Below are 20,961 nucleotides of genomic sequence, written 5' to 3'. Positions count from 1 at the left end.
CGCATAAGCGACTTTTGTCTTACTAAAAATCGGATAGAAACACCATGAATTTGCATGAATACCAAGGTAAGCAGCTATTCAAAGAATACGGTTTACCTGTTTCTGAAGGATACGCATCAGACACACCAGAAGGTGCTGTAGAAGCGGCCGACCGCATCGGCGGTGACGAGTGGGTTGTGAAATGTCAGGTACATGCCGGTGGTCGCGGTAAAGCGGGCGGCGTTAAACTTGTAAAAGATAAAGAAGACATTCGCGCATTTGCAGAGAAGTGGCTTGGCAAGAACCTGGTAACTTTCCAAACTGATGAGAAAGGTCAGCCAGTAAGCAAAATCTTAGTTGAATCTTGCACTGATATCGCAAACGAATTGTACTTAGGCGCGGTTGTTGACCGTGGTACACGTCGCGTTGTTTTCATGGCATCGACTGAAGGCGGTGTTGAAATTGAAACCGTTGCAGAAGAAACGCCTGAGAAAATCCTGAAAGCTGAAATCGACCCAATTGTTGGTCCTCAGCCTTATCAGGCACGCGAAATGGCATTTAAACTGGGTCTGGAAGGCGTACAAGTAAAACAGTTTACGCAAATCTTCCTGGGTCTGGCGAAGATGTTCGAAGATCTTGACCTGGCGCTGATCGAAATCAACCCGCTGGTAATCAAAACTGACGGTAACCTGCACTGCCTTGACGCCAAACTGGGCGTAGACGGCAATGCACTGTATCGTCAGAAGAAAGTTAAAGAAATGCACGATCCTTCACAGGAAGATGCCCGTGAAGCACACGCTGCGTCTTTCGAGCTGAACTATGTTGCACTTGACGGTAACGTAGGCTGTATGGTTAACGGTGCAGGTCTGGCCATGGGTACCATGGACATCGTAAACCTGCACGGCGGTAAGCCTGCAAACTTCCTGGATGTTGGTGGCGGTGCGACGAAAGAGCGTGTAGCTGAAGCATTCAAAATCATTCTGTCTGACAGCAATGTTAAAGCAGTACTGGTAAACATCTTTGGTGGTATCGTGCGTTGTGACATGATCGCTGAAGGTATCATCGGCGCAGTGAAAGAAGTTGGCGTTGAAGTACCAGTTGTTGTACGTCTTGAAGGTACAAATGCTGATCTTGGCCGTGACGTTCTGGCGAACTCAGGTCTGGATATCATCGCTGCTGAATCGCTGACTGATGCAGCAGAAAAAGTTGTTGCTGCAGCGGAGGGCAAATAATGTCAGTTTTAATTAATAAAGATACCAAAGTAATCTGTCAGGGTTTCACTGGCGGTCAGGGTACTTTCCACTCTGAACAGGCAATCGCATACGGTACGCAAATGGTTGGCGGTGTAACGCCAGGCAAAGGTGGTACTGAGCACTTAGGTCTGCCAGTATTCAACACTGTACGTGACGCGGTAGAAGCGACAGGCGCAACGGCATCTGTTATCTACGTACCAGCACCTTTCTGTAAAGATTCAATCGTTGAAGCGGCTGATGCTGGCATCGAGCTGATCGTTTGTATCACTGAAGGTATCCCTACGCTTGATATGCTTTACGTTAAAGAATACGTAAATGCAAAAGGCGTTCGTATGATCGGTCCTAACTGTCCGGGTGTTATCACTCCGGGTGAGTGTAAGATCGGTATCATGCCTGGTCACATCCACAAGCCTGGTAAAGTAGGTATCGTTTCTCGCTCTGGTACACTGACGTACGAAGCGGTTAAACAAACTACTGACGAAGGTTTCGGCCAGTCTACCTGTGTTGGTATCGGTGGTGACCCAATCCCAGGTTCTAACTTCATCGACATCCTGAAAATGTTCCAGGACGACCCACAGACTGAAGCGATTGTTATGATCGGTGAAATCGGTGGTACTGCCGAAGAAGAAGCGGCTGCGTTTATTAAAGAAAACGTAACCAAGCCGGTTGTTTCTTACATCGCAGGTGTTACTGCTCCTCCAGGTAAGCGCATGGGCCACGCCGGTGCAATTATCGCAGGTGGTAAAGGTACTGCAGACGATAAATTCGCAGCCCTTGAAGCAGCAGGCGTTAAGACTGTTCGTTCACTGGCTGACATCGGTAAAGCACTGCGCGAGCAGACTGGCTGGTAAGCCTCGCTTTTTGATAATTATAAAGCCCGCTGATAGCGGGCTTTTTTATTCGAAATTATTGTTTTTACGCGTAATCCTGTTTAGTGAACTATAGTTAATTGCAGACTGTTCCTAATACAAAATCATAAAGGATTGCGAATGTTCTTTGGCAAGAAAAAAGTCCGGGCCGAAAGTCAAATTACTGATCGGTTAACACTCTCCAAAAGCCTTTCAAGCAGTCAGATTTCCACTGAGAATCTGGCCGAGATGCACTTCTTATCCGGTACGGCACTGGTCATCGCGTTCGTATCACCTCATCTAGATTTTAATCATATTAGCCAACAACTTACCGCCGCCATTCCTTATTGTAAGCATATAGTTTCCATTATGACGTCAGGAGAATTAGGGGGTCAGGTAAACCTTTATCATCCAACATCAGAGAGTTGGGATAATATCGTTATCCATGCTTTTTCAGCTGCCATGATTAAAGAGGTATCCGTGTCTGCTGTCCCCTTGTTTAGCGAAGACATAAAAAGTGGTTCACCCAAACTTTCGTCGGAAGAGCGGGTAAACAGGATTTCCCGTGAGCTTGAAAACGTTCGAGTGCCTTTTGATATCGGTAGCCGAGATACTTTTGCGCTAACTTACTTTGATGGAATAACGGCGAGCGAGGATTTCTTTACTCAAGCATTATACAAAGCGAAGAAATTTCCTTGTTTCTTTGTCGGCGGCAGTGCAGGCGGGAAGTTAGATTTTCAGCGCGCAGATGTCGCCTATAATGGCGAAGTAAAATCTAATCAGGTTTTACTGGCCTTCTGCAAAATAGATCGTCGCTATCGTTATGGATTACTCAAAAGCCATAACTTTGTTGCCACGGGTACGGGGTTCACCGTAGCGAAATTCGATCCACTTTCCCGTACGCTTCATTCTGTATTAAACAGCAATATGGAATTGGAAACGCCGGTCTCTGCATTAAGCCGACATTTTAATTGTCAGCCCTCAGAACTTGAACAAAAACTCACCAGTCATTCATTCGGTATCACCATAGAAGGCAGTATTTACGTGCGCTCCGTGGCTGCTATCAATGATGATGGTACCATTCGTTTTTTCAGCGACATGTCATTTGGTGAATACCTTGAACTGGTTAAAGCGACGGATTTCAAACAGTCACTTCAACGCGATTTCGATGCCTTCCTCAGAGGGAAATCCGGCAAGCCAGTGGCACTCATTGCCAATGACTGCATTTTGCGGCGTTTGAACAATCCTAACAGTCTTAGTGGGATCGGTACCTTCGATAATGTAATGGTGTCGGGGTTTTCAACCTTTGGGGAGTACCTCGGTCTTCATCAAAATCAAACTGTTACCGCAATAGGTTTTTTTGAGCATGATGACAAGCAATCCTATCACGATGAGTATGTGACCAATTTCCCATTTCATCTGGCATCATTTACCAATTACCATCTGCAAGCGAAGCTCATAAGTATGGGCAATATTAAAGAGCTGCAAAGTCGGTTAATAGAACAAACTGAGAAATTTCATCCTTTGCTTAAAGAATCTACCGAGCAGTTAAAATATGTGGCATCGCAAGCCAGTGATTCTGCGGGGCGACAAATCGATTTGGGCAAGCAATTTGAGTCATTCCTTCAACAAATTGCACGTCAGGAAAAGCAAAGAGGGGAATTGTCTGATGGCATGGCGCGGTTAAAAGAAAGTGCTGAGCGTATTGTCAGTATCATACAGTCTATTAGTGGCATTGCTGAGCAAACCAATTTGCTGGCCTTAAATGCCGCGATTGAGGCTGCGAGAGCAGGGGAAGCAGGTAGAGGTTTTGCCGTTGTGGCTGACGAGGTGAGGGCTCTCAGTCAACGCACGCAATCGAGTTTGCAGGAAACCGGTGACACAATTAACGAAGTATCGGCATCCATTGATGGAATTTCTTTTGCCATCGACAGTATTAATGGCCTACTGCAAGATATCGAATCGGGTTCGGTAAGTTTGAGCGCTGAGCTTAGCGAATTATCTACCGCCTCCAGCGATGCCAGTCAGCGGGCTGAGCAGGGCATTAGTCGAGCCGATCATGCTTTTGTTCAGATGCAGGAAATCGAGAAAGAAACCTTGATTATAGAAAAGCTTAATCAACTCGCTAAATCTTAAGTAGTTCCAACATGCTGGTAGTGTTTTGCTACCAGCATCATTCCGTTTTTACGCCATTTTTCCGCCGTTTGGCCCTTTAACAGTTTATTAAATTTCCTTCTTATTCTTTGTTAACTTAGCGTTACTTTTACGCATGTCGCTTCTTTGATTTTCTTAACGAAACTCTAGCCAGGGCTTGTTGAATAACAAGTTTAGAGCAAAGCGGATTTTCTCCTGCGTGTTAACTGATTGTTTTATTTGTTTTATGAATACGTATGCAGATCATTGAGCAAATTTTACCAACTGGTTAGGATGCTCGCGACGATAAACATTGTCATTAAACAGCAATAAAAATATTGATGACAACTCATCAAAGCTGCCTCTGGATGCGCCCCATTTCAGCAAACCGATTAGTCCCATTCTTCGGTGCGCACCATCCAGAGGAGCAGCTTCTCGGTTCACATTAGGGAATATTAATGACACATTTCAAACCGAACTTAATCAAGATGGCTTTTATCGCGACAGGATTTGCCATCACCGCTGTACCCGCTTTCGCACAATCCGATGAAACTGAGTCTGCAGACGACGTTGAAGTTATTCAAGTCTCCGGTATTCGAGGTAGTTTACAAAGGGCACAAGCCATTAAGATGGACAGCACATCTATTGTTGAGGCGTTGTCTGCAGAAGACATCGGAAAATTACCCGACACCAGTATTGCAGAATCACTTTCCCGTCTTCCAGGTCTGGCCGGTGAGCGACGTAATGGCCGCACGAGTGGTATTTCTGTTCGCGGATTTAACGAAAACTACGTAGGCACCACGCTGAACGGCCGTGAATTGCTCGGTATGGGTGACAACCGCGGCGTCGAATTCGACTTATATCCAACGGAAATAATCTCTAATATTCTGGTTTACAAAACGCCTGAAGCTGGCATGACCACACAGAACATTGGTGGTTCTATTGATTTGCAAACAGTGAAACCACTGACTGCTGAATCTACCATGACCATCAATGGTACGCTGGAAAAAAACAAAGAAGATGCGGCCAACCCTGATTTTGATAATCAAGGGCATCGTCTTTCATTCAACTTTGTCGATCAATTTCTTGACGACACCTTAGGGGTTGCGCTGACCGTTGCAACCATGGAATCGCCGCGTCAGGAAAATCAATTCCGCGGTTGGGGTTATGCTACAGCAAATCCTGACAACGCTGCTGAAGGTGTGACGGTTCCTGAAGATACACTGATTCTGGGTGGTCACGACTCATTCGCCCGTTCAGCAATGATGAACCGAGATTCAGTGGCCGCGGTTGTCCAGTGGGCACCGACAGATAAGCTGAATTTGCAATTCGATGCGCTTTATATCGACTTCCTTGAAGATGACGCCCGACGCGGTGTTGAAGAAGGTGGAGCTGAATGGGGTACTGGCGACTACACGATTACCGGCGTAGAAGATGGCCTGGTAACGTCAGGCTACTATGACGGCTTTTATAGTGTGGTACGCAATGACGTTCGCCGTCAGGATGCAGAACTGAAAACGTTTGGCCTGAACGTAGAATACATTCTCAACAATGACTGGAGCGTTACGGCTGACGTTTCAACCGGTAAAGTGGATAAAACCATCACCGATATTGAAAGTTACTCAGGTGTTGGCCGGGCCGGCACAGATGGTCGCCCGTTGACAGCACGTTCATGGGAAATGACCTCTACCGGCGCGATTTACACATCGCATCCGTCTATGGCCGATGTGGATCTTACTGATCCAAGCCTGATTCGTCTTGCTGGGCCGCAAACATGGGGAGCGCCTATTGTTGGTGGTGATGCGCAAGACGGTTTCGTAAACCAACCTATCTTTGAAGAAAGTCTCGATTCTTTCCGTTTGCAGACGGAAGGATTTGTTGAATGGGGCGTATTCAGTGGTGTAGAAATTGGGGTTATTTACTCCGATCGCGAAAAAAGCAAAATCAATAATGGTGCTTATCTGACTGCACCGACTTATCCAGGTGATGATGCAATTCCTGACGTGCTTGGTGTTGTGCCGTTGGACTTCGTGGGTATTGGTGGAGTACTGGCTTACGATGCTCTTGGGCTTTATAACAGTGGATACTATCAGGCTACCGACGCGCAGTTGGTTGATGCTGGACGCTTAGGCGATACCTATGTAGTAAATGAAAAGCTGACGACCCTATACGGAAAACTCGACATAGATACCGCTATTGATGATATTTACATTCGCGGTAATCTGGGTCTGCAAGTGGTACATGCTGATCAAAGTTCAACCGGATTTAGCACCGCCATGACTTCTGATGGCTTTGTTGAGGCAATTCCTGTAGCCGGTGGCACAGATTACACTGATATACTGCCCACATTGAACTTGAGTGCGGAGTTTGCAGAAGGCCAATTTTTCCGCCTTGGTTTAAGCAAAGTGCTGAGCCGTCCACGCATGGATGATATGCGCCCGAATAATCAGGTCACGTTCTCATTTAACAATACCAACATTCTTTCGAACAGTTTGGAAAATGGCCCATGGGGTGGAAGCTCAGGTAACCCTGACTTGAAGCCTTATGAAGCGAATCAACTTGACTTGGCTTATGAAAATTATTTTGCTGATACCGGTTACATTGCGCTGTCTTACTTCTTTAAAGACATTAAGAACTGGCACCGTGAAAATGGCTTGTTAGCTGACTTTACACCGTACTACTTGCCAGAAATTCACCACACTCAAGACGATGCTGCATTACCACCTGTGTTGTTCGAAGGGTATAACACGGCGCCACAGGATGGATTCGAAGGATTTGTTCGCGGTTACGAAATTCAAGCGAGTTTGCCAGGTGAACTGATCGCTGACGCGCTGCAAGGTTTCGGTGTGTTTGCTAGCGCGACCTTTATGGACGGCAGCGCTGATGCGGCTGCAGAGGGCGGAGAAACGCGTATTCCAGGTCTTTCTGATGAAAACTACAGCTTGACCGTGTTCTATGAAAGTCATGGTTTTGAAATTCGTATTGCTGGTACTAAGCGTTCTTCATACCTTACTGAGGCGCGTGGCTTGAGTCTGGCATTGTCTGATACCACCAACCAAGGCGGCACCTTCTGGGACGCGCAGCTTGGTTATGACTTCAGTGAGTCTGGTATCGACTATCTCGAAGGACTTCGCGTAACGCTGCAAGCACAGAATATTACCGACCAAGACGATGTACAAACCTCTGGCACCGATAGCCGTCAGGTATTGCTCTATCAATCTTACGGCGCAAACTATCTGCTTGGCTTTAATTACGCATTCTAATAGCGTCAAGCAAATCAGTAGTTGAAAGGTAAAATTTTCATTAGCCTGTAAAAACCGCCCCAGTGCAGGACGCGCTGGGGCGGTTTTTTATGCACTAAGCACTATCATTGTGCTTATTTTTCACATGAACACTCGTCCTTGTCCCGCGTTTATCACGGTCTATATTGCCTTTACCGTAAAATCGTAGCTCAGCCACACTGCCATTTCATTTTGGTACAAAATATGCTGGTCTTACCAGATAAAGATTAGAACCAGGCAACGTTAAGGACAGGCGATATGAAATCTGCGTTGGTAGTTGAGGGCGGTGCAATGCGAGGTATTTTTGCCGCCGGTGTGCTAGATAAATTTATGGAAGAGGACTATTACCCCTTCGATTTCGCTATTGGCGTGTCTGCAGGCGCAACAAATTTGTCGACGTACGTTTGTGGGGCCCATGGTTTGAGTAAAACCATCATTACTGATTTTGCGACCCGTAGCGAATTTTTCAGCCCGCTGCGGTTTATCAAGGGTGGGCATATGACAGATGTGCATTGGTTGTGGCATCAGGCAAAGGCAATTCTGAAGGCACCTGACGCGAGTATTCCTCTATATGTTGGCATTACGAACACACAAAGTGGTGACAGTGAGTATCATCGCGTTACCCGAGATACGGTTGACCAATTAATGGTCGCATCCTGTGCGATCCCCACAGCCTATCGTACCCAGCCTATCATTAATGGTGTGCCTTATGTTGATGGTGGAGTAGGGGATTCTATTCCTGTTCGCCAAGCTTATGAGATGGGCGCGCGGGATATTACCGTGATTCTTTCCCAGGCCCGTGGCTTTACTAAACCAGAATTGAAAAGCAATTGGTTGTTACACAGGATGTATGGTCAACAGCCTGGTCTATTAAATGCCATGCTTCGTCGGGCGGCCACTTACAACAAAACGTTGGAATTTTTAAACTCCCCGCCTTCTGATTGCAAGCTAACGGTGATTGCACCCGATCAGGCGTTCTGTGTTAAACGTCTCACTATGGACAAATACAAGTTACTTAAAGGGTATGCGCAAGGGCGAAGAATGGCACGGCGTGCGCTTTATGCAAATGCGGCATAATCTGCAGAAAGGATTTGGCTATTAATTTCAGATTTGCGATACTGCCGCCCCTTTTTTTAAGCAGCAGTAGAAGTACTCTTGTAAAATGGTACACACGCAATCAGCAATAGGTTTAGTTAACCCTAAAAACCCCGTTAACGTTGCATCTGTTTTGCGCGCCGCAGGATGCTACCAGGCATCTGCAGTATTCTATACTGGCGAGCGCTACGAGCGGGCGAAGGAATTTTATGCAGACACCAAAGCAATGCATAAAGTGATTAACACGTCTGCTGTTACCGATTTGCAACAGGCTGTGCCTGCTGGTGCTAAAACCGTTGTGATTGAACTCGTAGAAGGGGCGACACCCTTGCCCGATTTCGTCCATCCGGACAATGCATTTTACGTGTTTGGGCCAGAGGACGGTTCTGTGCCAGCATCAGTGCTGGCGTGGGCTGACGAGGTTGTATATATTCCAACCAAAGGTTGTATGAATCTCGCTGCCACCGTAAATGTGGTGCTTTACGACCGAATGGCGAAAGGGGATTTTGATCGCAGTGATGACGTGATTAGGGCTTCCCGAGACACCAATAATCAGCATCGTATACCTAAAAAATAACAGTTCGTCTTAAACCTGTTCCCGTTTTGCAACACCAGCAAGAAGAATAGTAAAAAAGTGTCAGGATATTTTACGATCTTAAATAGCGATCGGATTGTGATCATTGAACGATCGTAATTATTTTTCGAAAAATTTGAATTTATACTAAAGTATGCTACTTAGATTTCTGCCAATAATTCATGTAGTTAGCGCAATTTATGAGCACTGAGCAGGCTGTTAAATTCAAATTAAATCAGTAAGTTATACTTTCTTGTACGTCAAATGACGTATTCGTTATCATATATTTTTAGTATTTCTTCAACTTTCATAAAGCAATACTTCATTTTATCTTTTCAATTATCTTCAGATCCGCACAAAGTTGGTCTGATTATTGTTTACTATTATTGGAAAAGTACGCTTAATAAAAATTAAAATGTAGTAACGCTGTAAGAATGCATTTGAGTTGTGGCATTTGTTTAAATCCGTTATTCAAACTGATCTCGCAGGGTGACTCCCACATCGCAAGGTGTGGGCTGTTTGGTAAGTCACGGAAGCACCAAGTAAGACTCATTAATAGAATAAAAAATCCTCTTTCGAATCGTTGGGAGTCAGAGTGAAACGTCGCTTGTTAAATGCTTTTAAAAAAGTCCATCAGGTCCCTGGTGTTAAGCACATCGTAAAACCGCTAGTAAAGCGGAAAATGAACAAAGCCATTGATGCGGCTGCCAGTCATTTTTTCGAACACTTTACGCTTGTTGTCGCCCACGAAGAGAAAGACCAACGTGCGTGTTTCCGAACCCGACATCAAGTGTATTGTGAAGAGATGGCCTTCGAAGACATAAGGCCAAACAAAATGGAAGTCGATGAGTTCGACGAGTATGCAATCAGTTGTTATATAAAGCACAAAGCCACAGGTGACTGTGCAGGCACCATCCGCGTGGTTATGCCGCAACATAATGGTCAAATGCTCCCCATCGAGCAAAATTGTGCAGAGGCTATTCGTATGGATGAAAACAGCCCGGCGCGACTTCCTCGACATTCTGTTTGTGAAATTTCCCGTCTCGCTATACCAAAACGCTTTCGCCGTCGCGAAACAGACACAAACCTTTCTCCAGTGACTGGCAAATCACTCGACAAAGGTTTCAAGAAAACCAAACCAGACCGAAATTTCCCGTATCTCACTTTAGCGCTGTATTTCTTTGCGGCAACAATCTGCGTATTGCGCGATGTAGAAAATGTCTATGTGATGATGGAGCCTAAGCTCGCCAGAAGCCTACGTATGCTCGGTATTGAGTTTAACCAGTTAGGGCAGGTGATTGAATATCATGGTAAGCGTGCTGCTTATCAGCTGTCTCCAGAAGAGTTCTTCCATCAAATATCACCCTCTCTTCACCGTTTTTATCGCAAGATCATGAAAGAACTGGAAGATGTGCCTAATTTCGGCTCAATTCACAAGCCGAATCCATCAATGCTAACGACAAAAGATCAGAAAACACGCGCAGCATAATACTGAATACGTATGTTGATTGTTTAAAGGAACCGAGCCTGTATGCTCGGTTTTTTTACAACAAAAATAATCAACGGAAGGTCTATGCTTACCAGGCAAATACACCGCATCGTTTCCCTCTCTATGATGATAGTGATGGTTATGGGATGTCAGCAATCACCGGAGCAGAATGTGACAGCGCCTACTCGTGATGCAGAACAAAACGCGCAGCAGAATAAGGTAATTATTTATCAAGTGTTCACCCGTCTGTTTGGCAACACTAATACAACCAATAAGCCTTGGGGCGCCATTGAAGAGAATGGTGTAGGTAAGTTTGCAGATTTTTCGCCAAAAGCATTGAATGAAATCCGCAATTTGGGCGTATCGCATGTGTGGTATACCGGTGTACCTCATCATGCTTCCGTCACAGACTATAGTGCGTTTGGTATTCAGCCTGATGATCCTGATGTGGTAAAGGGGCGTGCGGGTTCACCGTATGCAGTACGAGACTATTATAATGTTGACCCAGACTTAGCCGTAGATCCTACTCAACGATTGGCGGAATTTGAGGCTCTTATTCAACGTACTCATAATGCTGGCCTGAAAGTGATCATTGATATTGTGCCAAATCACGTTGCCCGCCGATATGAGTCTCTTACTCGTCCGGAAACGACGTTTGGAATGCATGACGACACTACCGTAATTTATCAAAAGAACAATAATTTCTACTACCTTCCGGGTGAAAAATTTGAAGTCCCGGATTTTACTTCACAAACCGTGCCCTTGGGTGGTGAAGCCCATCCACTTGTTGATGGTGAATTCGATGAATTTCCTGCACGTTGGACGGGTAACGGTGCGAGCAAGGCTAAGCCTGACGTCAACGATTGGTATGAAACCGTAAAAATAAATTATGGCGTGTCACCCGATGGCGTAAACGCATTTCCCGCGTTTCCCGACTCACTTTCTTTTGACGCCACATTGCAGCAGCACGCCAATTTCTGGCGTGGAAAAACAGTGCCTGATTCTTGGGTTAAGTTTCGCGATATTGCGCTGTACTGGCTGGAAAAAGGCGTAGATGGCTTCCGATACGATATGGCAGAAATGGTGCCTGTGGCCTTCTGGTCTTATCTTAATAGCGCGATAAAACAGGCAAATTCAGACGCATTGCTGTTGGCAGAAGTCTATCAACCTGCGCTGTACCGAGATTACATTCACTTGGGCAAAATGGACTATTTGTATGACAAGGTAGATTTTTATGATTCATTAAAACGCATCATGCAGGGAAACGGGAATGTATCTGCACTTGATAATATTCAGCAGCAGTATGCCGATATCGCCCCCCACATGTTGCACTTTCTTGAGAACCACGATGAACAGCGTATTGCGAGTCCGGAATTTGCTGGCGACCCGTTGAAAGGGAAGCCGGCTCTGGTGGTATCAGCGCTTATTAGCGCATCGCCCATGCTTATTTATTTTGGTCAGGAAGTCGGCGAAGACGGAAGTGAAGCGCTAGGTTTTGGGCAGCCAACCCGAACCTCTATTTTCGATTACGGTGGTGTGCCCGCCCATCAGCGTTGGATGAACAATGGGGCATTCGATGGCGGCGCGTTGTCGGAAGATGAAGCTGCATTGCGAGACTACTATTTCCGCGTATTGAATATCGCGAGAACACATCCTGCGGCCAGCTCGGGTGAATATCGTTCATTGCAACGTACTATGTTAGTTGACGGTAGAAGCGACGACCCATTTGTTTTTGCTTTTCAGCGCCACACAGAATCAGTGCAGCTAATAAGTGTCAGTAATTTTTACAGTGAAAAAACTGTCGAGGTTACGCTTACCGTTCCTGATATCACGCAGTTAGATGACAGCCAACGCGGGGCTGCCATCTTCACGGATTTATTGTCTTACACCACTTACACATCAAATAGCATTGATGGCAGACGGATAATTCAACTAAAACTCAAACCACTTCAATCAGTTATATTATCGAGGTAACGAGCTTTACTGGGTTATGCGTAACCCGGTTGGGTGACTTACTACTATTTTGATTCGGCGGAAAGTGCAGCAAAATGCAAGGCTGCGCCACCGCCGGGTTGAAGTTTCAGTAATACGCTCTCGCCACCAACAATCTCGGTGGTTGTTATTCGGTAACTGGACGGATTGCGCTCCCAGTGTGCATCATCACCATCTTCATAGCGAACCACGCGGTATTTTTGGCCTGCTTTCAAGAAGTCAGTGGCCACGTTCAGTGTTCTGTTTTTTTCATTTGTTGCTGCACCAAGAAACCAGTCCTCTGAATGTCGGTCTTGTCGCGCTGTTACCAGAAACTCACCAATTTCTCCGTCAATAGCCACCGATTTTTGCCAGTCTGTAGGCACATCTTCAATCCATTTAAACGCGGGATGATCTTCGTAGTTCTCGGGTAAATCTGCGGCCATTTGCAGGGGGCTGTAAAGCAGCACATAGAGGGCGAGCTGTTTAGCTAGTGTGGTTGGTACCCGGTTGTGAGGTCGGTACTTTTGGTAGTTAAAATTGAAAATACCAGGCGTGAAATCAATGGGTCCTGCCAGACCCCGGGTGAAGGGGATAATCACTGTATGATTTGGCAGATTGCCGGTATCCGGACTGCCGCCATTATATTCCATGCCCCGCACCGATTCCCGGGTCATGATATTCGGAAACGTGCGGCGCAATCCTGTGGCTTTAATCGTTTCGTGTGCATTTACCATTACCCCGTGACGCGCCGCTTCACGTACAACACGATTAAAGTGGCGAACCATGAATTGACCATGATGCCATTCCTGTCCGTCTAACCGCGTACCCACATAGCCCATTTTTACGGAAGAAATACCAAGCTGCTGATAATAATCAAAGCCCGCCGTCATTTGCTTCTCGTAGTAGCTGACACCCGCGGCAGTTTCATGATGACCCACAATGCTCACATTGTGCTGTTTTGCATAGTCTGCAACAGCGGCCAAATCTAATCCTGCCACTGGTGTGGTAAAACTGAACGTGGGTTTGCGTTGCCACCATTCACCTTCCCAGCCTGTATTCCAGCCCTCTATTAATACGGCATCAATGTGGTGCTTGGCTGCAAAATCAATATATTCCTTTGCTCGTAAAGTTGTGGCGCCTTGCTTTTCTCCCGGTGACCAGTCTTTTTCACCAATGTGCATTTCCCACCATATCCCCATGTATTTACCGGGTTTGATATAGGTGATGTCGATGTCTTCCTCAGCAGGCGCGTTAAGATTAAGCATGATATCGCTATTGAGCAAATCGACGGCTGAGGTTCCTGCCTGAATAACGCGCCAGGGACTAATAAACGGCGTATTGATATACGCTTTGTCGCCGTTTGCCCAAGGCACCAGATCTGCAGTAAAGATGATCTGATTATCGTTAATACTTTTCAGCGTCATTGACGGGTAATCCAGCAACGCGGCTTCGTGCACCGCCATGACAATCCCGTCGTCTTCTAAGGTGATAGGCGTATGGGCGATATCAACACTGCTTAGTGCCGAATTGGCATATTGGTACTCGTAGCGTTGGTTTTTATATGCGGGGATCCACCATGCCTGAAAATTTCGGTTAAACGAAAAGCGAGTGAGTTCTTCAGTTACGGTTAATCTGTTGAGTTCAGGTTGTTGTGGAATGGCATAGCGAAATGCGATGCCGTCATCATAAGCCCGAAATATTAGCGAGAAACGACGGTGGTTTGTTGTGGTTTCCTGTAAATCGACTTGGATCTGCTCGTAGTTGTCGACAATCGTCTTTCGCTCTCCCCATACGGTTTCCCAGGAATCACGATGATGCTCCTGGCGAATGTTTGTTACTTCAAGATTGTTTGATAGTGGCTCTTGGTGTTTAAATCGAAAACCCAGCGCGGAAGGGCGAATAAGCAGCTTGTCACCCATACTGACCGAATAGGTTGGATTACCTTCATTGATTTCAAAGCTGACGGACAAATTACCATCAGGAGAATGGAGTACGTGTTTTGCAGCTCGGCTATTCGTATCCATCGCTTGTGCGTCTATGGCGCCGCAAAGCAACAAAAGCAAAAGCATCGTTAAAAGAGTTGTATTGCGCATGTCTTACATCCAGAGATATTACCGTTTTAGGTAATCTTGTTGAGTGGGAAAATTAAGCAAACAGCCACGGAAAAACGCATCGAGATCTTTCTCAACGAATAAATCGCCTAATCCAGGTTGATTCTTGGCTAGCGGGGGAAAGCAGCCGTAGCCGGCGAGCAAACAGTGCCATGATGTGGTGCCGAAGTGGTGATGCAGATTTTGCCGTTGGATCTCGGCGGGCAAATCTCCCTTTCGATACCACACATCAAGGAGTTGAAGCAGCGACTCCGACAGCGCCATGTTGTTACGGTTCTCTCGCCAATAGTCAGTGTCGTCTCGGGTATTCAGTTTGTAGTGGGCCACAATATAGTCGCGAACCCGATTAAATCGCTCACAAATGGTAGTGTTGAAGCTCTCTTGGTGTGCGGAACCGAAGTTGCCTTTCTCATAATGTTCAATGAAGAATTCTGTGGAAAGTTGAACCAGGTGAAGCGCAGTGGCTTCTAAGGGCTCGATAAACCCCTGCGCCAGACCCAGCGCAAGACAATTTCGATGCCAGTGCTTGTGAACCTGTCCGACTTTCATAGATAGAAAACGGGCGTCACCTTCATTATCAGCTAAACCGAGGTGCTGCCGTAGTTCTGTTTCTGCCTGATCGTGCCTGATATGCGCTGACGAAAAGACATAGCCATTTCCGGAGCGGTGGCTAAGCGGAATAGACCAGGCCCAGCCTGCGGATAACGCAGTTGAAACGGTTTCAACAGGAAGCTGCTCTGCAGCGGGTGTAGGTAACACAACGGCGCTGTCATTGAATAGATTGTCACTGAAAGGCGTAAAACCTACCTCGAGTGCCTGTTGTAATAATAGAGAGCGGAAACCGGTGCAGTCGATAAAAAAGTCACCTTCGACAAAACTGCCGTCTTCCATTTGAAGCCCGCGAATATCGCCATTCGCGTGTTTTTGAACCTGCGAAATATTACCTTCTTTACGCATGACACCTAATGCCATCGCATGCTTGGTAAGAAAGCGGCCAAGCAGGGCGGAATCAAAGTGATATCCATACTCGATTCTGAAGGGAAAATTTGGCGGTGTTTTTGGGGCACAGTGCGCTTTTGCAAGCCAGCCGTTGAGCAGAAAGTCGTCTGGCTGGGTGTTCACATCAAGACCTAAACGGCGAGTATGGCAGTTTACATGAAATGCCCGTTCTGTGAATGTATCAGGCTGACTAATGAACGGGTGTGAATATTCGCTAATGCCCGAACCGGGACTCCAATCGCGAAAGCGAATATTGACTTTATAGGTCGCATTGCAGGCTGGCATCCAGTCTTGCTCAGCAATACCGAGATCACTGAAAAAGCGTTTTAATGTAGGGGTCGACCCTTCACCCACACCCACGGTAGGAATATCTGCGGATTCAACCAGGGTGACCGAAACGGGTTTATCCCGCCAGGCATGAGCGATGAGGTTAGCGGCCATCCAACCCGCTGTACCACCTCCTGCGATAACGATGTTATGCAAACGCATCAGTTCGCCGTGATCTTGCGAAGAAAATCATCATGTGCCACAAGACTCCCCAAAGGTTGCAGTTTGGCTGCCTCTATTTTCTGCATGATCGCGAGGATCTCTTGATCAGAGAAGTTATTGGCAGAAGGATGGTAGCTTTGTGGCATTATCCCTTGTCCGAGCATCACCTCAACCCATGAAGCATCGCGAAATATATCGTTCTGTTCATTATGCAGCGTCGCGGTGTCGCGAAAGGCATCTATCTTGGTGGCAAGTCTTTCAGGAAGTGCGAGTTTTTGCATGTCTCGCCAGAACTCAGAATCATCACGTTCAGTCACGTTATAGTGCAAAATGATAAAGTCTCGAATCGTTTCAAATTCTTCTTTTGATTCGGCGTTGTACAGCGCTTCCATACTGGGGTTGATGACATGGTTTGGAAACATTTTAAGCAGGCGGACAATACCACTTTGAATAAGATGTATGCTGGTGGATTCCAGGGGTTCCAGAAATCCGCTGGAAAGCCCGATACCAATAACATTCTTGTGCCATTGTTTAACGGTACGTCCGGTTCGAAAGGTGATCTTTCGCGGCGTATCTAAGGGGGCGGTGTCTAGATTCGACATTAGGGTTTGTTCAGCGGTGTCGTCATCCATATAACGGGAACTGTAAACCAGCCCATTGCCATTTCGATGTGTTAGCGGAATTCGCCACTGCCAGCCACTTTCGTGGGCGATGCTGCGAGTGAACGGAGCGGTTTTCTCATGGCGCTGGGAAGGTACGGCAAGGGCTGAATCTGCACACAACCACTTTGACCAGTCTTCGTATTCGACGCCGAGTGTTTTTTGTAGCAGTAGGCCACGCATACCGGTGCAGTCGAGAAACAGGTCGCCATGGATTTGTTTACCGCTCGTAAGTTGCAACGCCTCCACAAACCCGGTTTCTGGGTTTGTTTTTACATGTTCAATTTTACCTTCGGTTCTCACCACGCCTGATTTTTCAGCCAATCGTCTTAAAAATTGACCATACAGAGTGGCATCAAAATGGTAAGCGTAGGGGAGTTGATATACTGGATTGTCTGTTTGGATTTTATTGAATGTGCCTGCTTTGCACGCCAAATAATTGAGGTCGTAATCCCAGAATGATTTGTTCAGGCCCGCCTTTATTGCCCGTAACCAATAATGCTGGAAGCCAACAAAGCCGACCGTCGCACCCGGGGCACCGAAAGTGTGGTAATAGCTGCTGCCTTTTTGTTTCCAGTTTTCGAAGCGAATAGCGAGTTTGATTGACGCGTTGGTTTCGCTTAGGAAAGCTCTTTCATCCAAACCAAGGAATTGGTTGTATGTTTGAATAGGTGGAATGGTGGCTTCACCTACGCCAACGATGCCAATATCTTGAGATTCAACCAGCTCGATTTCCAAGTGACCAAGTACTTTTTTTAGCAGTGCGGCTGCCATCCAGCCAGCGGTGCCGCCGCCAGCGACAACAAGTTTGCGAATGTGAGCGCTCATACGCGAATCCATTTATTAGCTACGTAAAAAAGTATATTAAGAGTTTTTGCAAGTGAGTAAATGAAAGAAGGGGAATTTGCCTGCGCAATATGGAAAGTAAATTCCCCGACAATCAACCAGGCACCGGTTAAAACCGGTGCCAATAGTTAACTACTTAGTAGAAAGAATAGTTGAAGTTCAGCATGTATGAAGGACCAAATTCACGACGCAGGGTTACGATACCGTTGCTGTCACGGGTTTCCTCTTTTTCATCGGTCAGGTTGGTACCTTGCAAAGAAACGCGTAAACCTTCCAGATACTGAATGCCACTGTCTTCGAAGTCGTAGCTGATTTGTGCATCGACCTGAGTGATACCGTCACGGGTAGCGGCTTCAATTTTGTTTGAGCCCCCACGTTGATAAGTCAGGAACTCGCCACGGTCTGTTGCAGCAACACGTACTTCAAAGCCGTTCTTTTCATAATAAGCGGTGAGAGACATGGTTCTGTCAGACTGTCCCGGAATGGCGGTACCGTCGTTTAGCTCAGCATCGATGTAGGTGTAAGAGGCAGCCACACCAAAACCATCTAATACGTCAGTAACCATGCGCAGTGGAACTTGCGCCGTTACTTCAGCACCTTTCACGCTTCCTGTCAGGCCATCTTCGAAGAACGAGAATGTACCTGTGTCAGGGGGCGTTAAAATTGTACCCTGAGCGTAGAAAGTACCATCAGGACCCACTAAGCCTTCTTCGGCGATCACTTCCTTGTTGTGGAAGCTTGGAATGTAATAATTCGCGCCACCGTTTGTTTCATCGTTGGTGAAGTCAATGGTCAGGTTACCGTCACGTGTCCAGTTGACCAGGTCTTTATAGAACATGGCTACGGCGATGTAACCTTCGTCTTCGAAGTAGTTCTCGAACGAAATATCAAAGTTGTTCGCTTCAAGCGGACGTAATCGCGGATTACCCTGGAATTTAGACCATGGTGTACCGTACTGGTCTACTGCAGCCTGGTTGTTAGGGATCGCGACCAGGTTAAGGTTTTGATCGTACTTCACAAAGCCTGAAGCTTTCATCTGGTCAATACGCGCACGACTTATGGTTTTCGTTGCTGCAAAGCGTAAGAACTGGTTGTCGCCCACTTCAACCGTCACATTCAGACTTGGCAGGAAGTGTGAGTAGTCGTCAGAAATATCTTGAATACAATCGGCGTCGATAACGTTGTTATTGTCAGCGTCACATACTTTGAAGTTCTCGCCTACGATACCGATATAACCGGTAGAGCGTTGATCGGTTTGCACATATTGCGCACCAAAGTTACCCATTACAGGGAAACCACCGACTTCGGTCTCAAAATCAAACTTGGCAAACAGGCTTGTCACTTCTTCATAGATTTTAAACGTGTCACCCAAACGATCTGGTTCCAGTAAGCCAGCATCGTTCAGCGTATATTCGCCATCGTTGTAAGGGGCGAACCCGTTGTAAGCTACAACCTGACCAAGACCTGCCCATGTGAGGTCGGCTAAGCCGTCGTATAAATATTCACTTGGAATGGCTTCTGAATCAGGGAAGCTAGACGCTGTGGCAAAGAAACCGCGGTTGTCTTTCATTTTGTAGCGATCGCTGTATGCCACCCCTACATTGACTTTATTGACAATACCCCATTCAACAAGACCTTCAGTTTCAAGACGTACCGTGGTCAATTCTTCTTCGAAATCCGCGTAGTTCAGGAAGCCGTCTTGCGCGTTTTCGAAACTGCCGCCCAATGCCGTAAATTCATCAGCAAGGGCTGCCATACCGCCCCCCCAGGTTTGCGGGCCGGTAAGTTGTAACAGACTCGGGTCGGAAAAAGCACCAAGTCCTGTTGAACCGGTAAAGAAAATACCGTCTGAGCTCATCTCGAAATCACGTGTACGAGAAGCACCATCGCCAATGTCAGAGCCACTTCTTGCGATACCGGCATAAGACTCACCGCGCAAATCGCGTTTCTCGGAGCTGCTATCTGCAACGTCTAATGTAACTGACCATTCATCATTTAGGTGATAGTTAACGTTAAGACCAAAGGTAGTCAGTTCACCGTCTTTCTGCGCAGGGTCGGTACGTAAAACAGGATTGGCGGCACGTTGCACACCTGTTGTATTTACGCCTGAACCATTTTGCGCCGCTTCATCCAGCTCGAACGGTTCGATAAAACCACGAATCACACCTGAGTCTGAATAATCAATGCTAAGCGCATCCACTACGATGTCTAGATCGTCAGTAGGACGCCATTGGAAAATGCCTGAGAAGGTATCGCGTTCCAGAACGCGGCTAATTGCTTGCGTATCAAGACCTGAAGGAACGATGGCACCGGTATTTTCGTTTTCACCGTAGCCCCAAACACCGTATTTTCTTTCGTTACGTGGTGATTCTGTCGTTGCCACAGCTACAGCGATACCCATGGTGTCGTCAGCGAATTTTTCAACGAAAGACAGGGCGTAGCGCTTACCGGTGTTATCGAATTCCGGGTTATCAGAGTCGTTGCCACCCATTTCATAAACGCCAGTGAGAGTAAGCGTTTCTTGGGCTGCAAGAGGGCGCACGGTTTGCAGGTCTACCGTACCACCAATACCCTGAACTAACAGGGAGGCATCGGCGGTTTTATAAATGGTTGCACCAGTCATGATTTCTGATGGATACAAATCGTATTCCACACCACGGTTATCACCGATACCGATAAGTTCACGACCATTCAATGAAGTACCGGTGAAGTCTTCTTTAAAACCACGAACTGAAACACCGGAAGTACGACCACCAACGCGTTCACCGGCCATACCAGGCAATCGAGCCAGTGATTCAGCGATAGATGAGTCTGGCAGTTTACCGATATCTTCAGCAGAAATTGCTTCAACAATGGATGAGTTATCCATCTTAACGGCTTGAGCCCGCATCAGCGAGCCTCGAATACCTTTAACAGCAATGACTTCCACGTCTTTAGCATCAGCATTTTCTGTTTGTTGTGCGCTGATTACGCCAGAGTAGAGCGCTGAGCTGACAGCCAGCGTCAGGACAGCGGGTTTAAAAAATTGTGTTTTCTTCATTTTGTAGTGCCCTTTTGTGCTTTTACATGATGTGCATTGCTGCAACATTGCGTTAACAATAGGCGTTGTTTTTACAATTCGCAAGAAGTTTTTTATTTTTTTCTTAATTGATTAAGTTTTTATAATTCCATGATGTATATGGATTGTGGGTATTTTTTCTATTTATGGCTTAATTGATTCAGATTTTGGTG

Annotated in this window: 12 protein-coding genes and 1 pseudogene; 8 read left to right on the top strand and 5 right to left on the bottom strand. The window is 46.5% G+C overall.

Annotated elements, in window-relative coordinates; genetic code table 11:
* The first annotated feature begins 44 nt into the window (after nucleotides 1–44).
* From sucC to ACXAGX_RS12615, 3 genes and pseudogenes are all read left to right on the top strand, one after another.
* Nucleotides 45–1,211 (top strand): ADP-forming succinate--CoA ligase subunit beta, encoded by a 1,167-nt coding sequence (gene sucC / locus ACXAGX_RS12625; RefSeq protein WP_070124077.1) that lies wholly within the window; start codon nucleotides 45–47, stop codon nucleotides 1,209–1,211.
* Nucleotides 1,211–2,083, top strand: coding sequence for a succinate--CoA ligase subunit alpha (gene sucD, locus ACXAGX_RS12620; protein ID WP_070124076.1), 873 nt, complete (start codon nucleotides 1,211–1,213; stop codon nucleotides 2,081–2,083). Before sucC ends, sucD begins: the two co-directional genes overlap by 1 nt.
* A 138-nt stretch (nucleotides 2,084–2,221) precedes the next feature.
* Nucleotides 2,222–4,030, top strand: a pseudogene (locus tag ACXAGX_RS12615) (methyl-accepting chemotaxis protein); the annotation flags it as partial.
* 447 nt (nucleotides 4,031–4,477) lie between these two features.
* Here ACXAGX_RS12615 and ACXAGX_RS12610 read toward each other — a convergent pair.
* Nucleotides 4,478–4,678 carry a hypothetical protein gene (locus ACXAGX_RS12610; protein ID WP_139138954.1) on the bottom strand — a complete coding sequence of 67 codons (201 nt, stop codon included), beginning with the start codon at nucleotides 4,676–4,678 and terminating at the stop codon, nucleotides 4,478–4,480.
* Here ACXAGX_RS12610 and ACXAGX_RS12605 point away from each other — a divergent pair.
* From ACXAGX_RS12605 to ACXAGX_RS12585, 5 genes are all read left to right on the top strand, one after another.
* On the top strand, nucleotides 4,672–7,476 hold the full coding sequence (locus ACXAGX_RS12605; RefSeq protein ID WP_474838750.1) for a TonB-dependent receptor: 2,805 nt from the start codon (nucleotides 4,672–4,674) through the stop codon (nucleotides 7,474–7,476). The genes ACXAGX_RS12610 and ACXAGX_RS12605 overlap by 7 nt on opposite strands.
* Before the next feature lie 276 nt (nucleotides 7,477–7,752).
* Nucleotides 7,753–8,571 (top strand): patatin-like phospholipase family protein, encoded by an 819-nt coding sequence (locus ACXAGX_RS12600; RefSeq protein WP_474838748.1) that lies wholly within the window; start codon nucleotides 7,753–7,755, stop codon nucleotides 8,569–8,571.
* Nucleotides 8,572–8,656: 85 nt separating this feature from the next.
* The gene (locus ACXAGX_RS12595) at nucleotides 8,657–9,166 is read left to right on the top strand and encodes an RNA methyltransferase (RefSeq protein WP_474820168.1); all 510 of its coding nucleotides are present in this window, start codon (nucleotides 8,657–8,659) and stop codon (nucleotides 9,164–9,166) included.
* 592 nt (nucleotides 9,167–9,758) lie between these two features.
* Complete coding sequence (locus tag ACXAGX_RS12590; RefSeq protein ID WP_474820172.1) at nucleotides 9,759–10,652, top strand: PEP-CTERM/exosortase system-associated acyltransferase; 894 nt, start codon at nucleotides 9,759–9,761, stop codon at nucleotides 10,650–10,652.
* A gap of 84 nt (nucleotides 10,653–10,736) precedes the next feature.
* The gene (locus tag ACXAGX_RS12585) at nucleotides 10,737–12,626 is read left to right on the top strand and encodes an alpha-amylase family protein (RefSeq protein WP_474838746.1); all 1,890 of its coding nucleotides are present in this window, start codon (nucleotides 10,737–10,739) and stop codon (nucleotides 12,624–12,626) included.
* 44 nt (nucleotides 12,627–12,670) lie between these two features.
* On the opposite strand, the gene ACXAGX_RS12580 is transcribed toward ACXAGX_RS12585, so the two are convergent.
* The 4 genes from ACXAGX_RS12580 to ACXAGX_RS12565 all read right to left on the bottom strand — a co-directional run bounded on the left by ACXAGX_RS12580 (nucleotide 12,671) and on the right by ACXAGX_RS12565 (nucleotide 20,770).
* Nucleotides 12,671–14,719, bottom strand: coding sequence for a glycoside hydrolase family 97 protein (locus ACXAGX_RS12580; RefSeq protein WP_474838744.1), 2,049 nt, complete (start codon nucleotides 14,717–14,719; stop codon nucleotides 12,671–12,673).
* Between the two features lie 18 nt (nucleotides 14,720–14,737).
* Entirely contained in the window at nucleotides 14,738–16,225 is a 1,488-nt protein-coding gene (locus tag ACXAGX_RS12575; RefSeq protein ID WP_474838742.1) for a tryptophan halogenase family protein, read from the bottom strand.
* On the bottom strand, nucleotides 16,225–17,712 hold the full coding sequence (locus tag ACXAGX_RS12570; protein WP_474838740.1) for a tryptophan halogenase family protein: 1,488 nt from the start codon (nucleotides 17,710–17,712) through the stop codon (nucleotides 16,225–16,227). Before ACXAGX_RS12570 ends, ACXAGX_RS12575 begins: the two co-directional genes overlap by 1 nt.
* A gap of 154 nt (nucleotides 17,713–17,866) precedes the next feature.
* Nucleotides 17,867–20,770 (bottom strand): TonB-dependent receptor, encoded by a 2,904-nt coding sequence (locus ACXAGX_RS12565; protein ID WP_474838738.1) that lies wholly within the window; start codon nucleotides 20,768–20,770, stop codon nucleotides 17,867–17,869.
* Between the last annotated feature and the right edge of the window lie 191 nt (nucleotides 20,771–20,961).

This window comes from Alteromonas sp. ABV4_515 (genome assembly GCF_056160345.1).
The sequence above is the reverse complement of the archived record's forward strand: the minus strand, read 5'-3'. Positions and strand labels throughout refer to the sequence as shown.

What these genes read in the sequence shown, in the direction of transcription:
- sucC (WP_070124077.1), top strand. Translation starts at nt 45, where the DNA reads ATGAATTTGCATGAATACCAAGGTAAGCAGCTATTCAAAGAATACGGT.
- sucD (WP_070124076.1), top strand. Translation starts at nt 1,211, where the DNA reads ATGTCAGTTTTAATTAATAAAGATACCAAAGTAATCTGTCAGGGTTTC.
- ACXAGX_RS12605 (WP_474838750.1), top strand. Translation starts at nt 4,672, where the DNA reads ATGACACATTTCAAACCGAACTTAATCAAGATGGCTTTTATCGCGACA.
- ACXAGX_RS12600 (WP_474838748.1), top strand. Translation starts at nt 7,753, where the DNA reads ATGAAATCTGCGTTGGTAGTTGAGGGCGGTGCAATGCGAGGTATTTTT.
- ACXAGX_RS12595 (WP_474820168.1), top strand. Translation starts at nt 8,657, where the DNA reads ATGGTACACACGCAATCAGCAATAGGTTTAGTTAACCCTAAAAACCCC.
- ACXAGX_RS12585 (WP_474838746.1), top strand. Translation starts at nt 10,737, where the DNA reads ATGCTTACCAGGCAAATACACCGCATCGTTTCCCTCTCTATGATGATA.
- ACXAGX_RS12580 (WP_474838744.1), bottom strand. Translation starts at nt 14,719, where the DNA reads ATGCGCAATACAACTCTTTTAACGATGCTTTTGCTTTTGTTGCTTTGC.
- ACXAGX_RS12575 (WP_474838742.1), bottom strand. Translation starts at nt 16,225, where the DNA reads ATGCGTTTGCATAACATCGTTATCGCAGGAGGTGGTACAGCGGGTTGG.
- ACXAGX_RS12570 (WP_474838740.1), bottom strand. Translation starts at nt 17,712, where the DNA reads ATGAGCGCTCACATTCGCAAACTTGTTGTCGCTGGCGGCGGCACCGCT.
- ACXAGX_RS12565 (WP_474838738.1), bottom strand. Translation starts at nt 20,770, where the DNA reads ATGAAGAAAACACAATTTTTTAAACCCGCTGTCCTGACGCTGGCTGTC.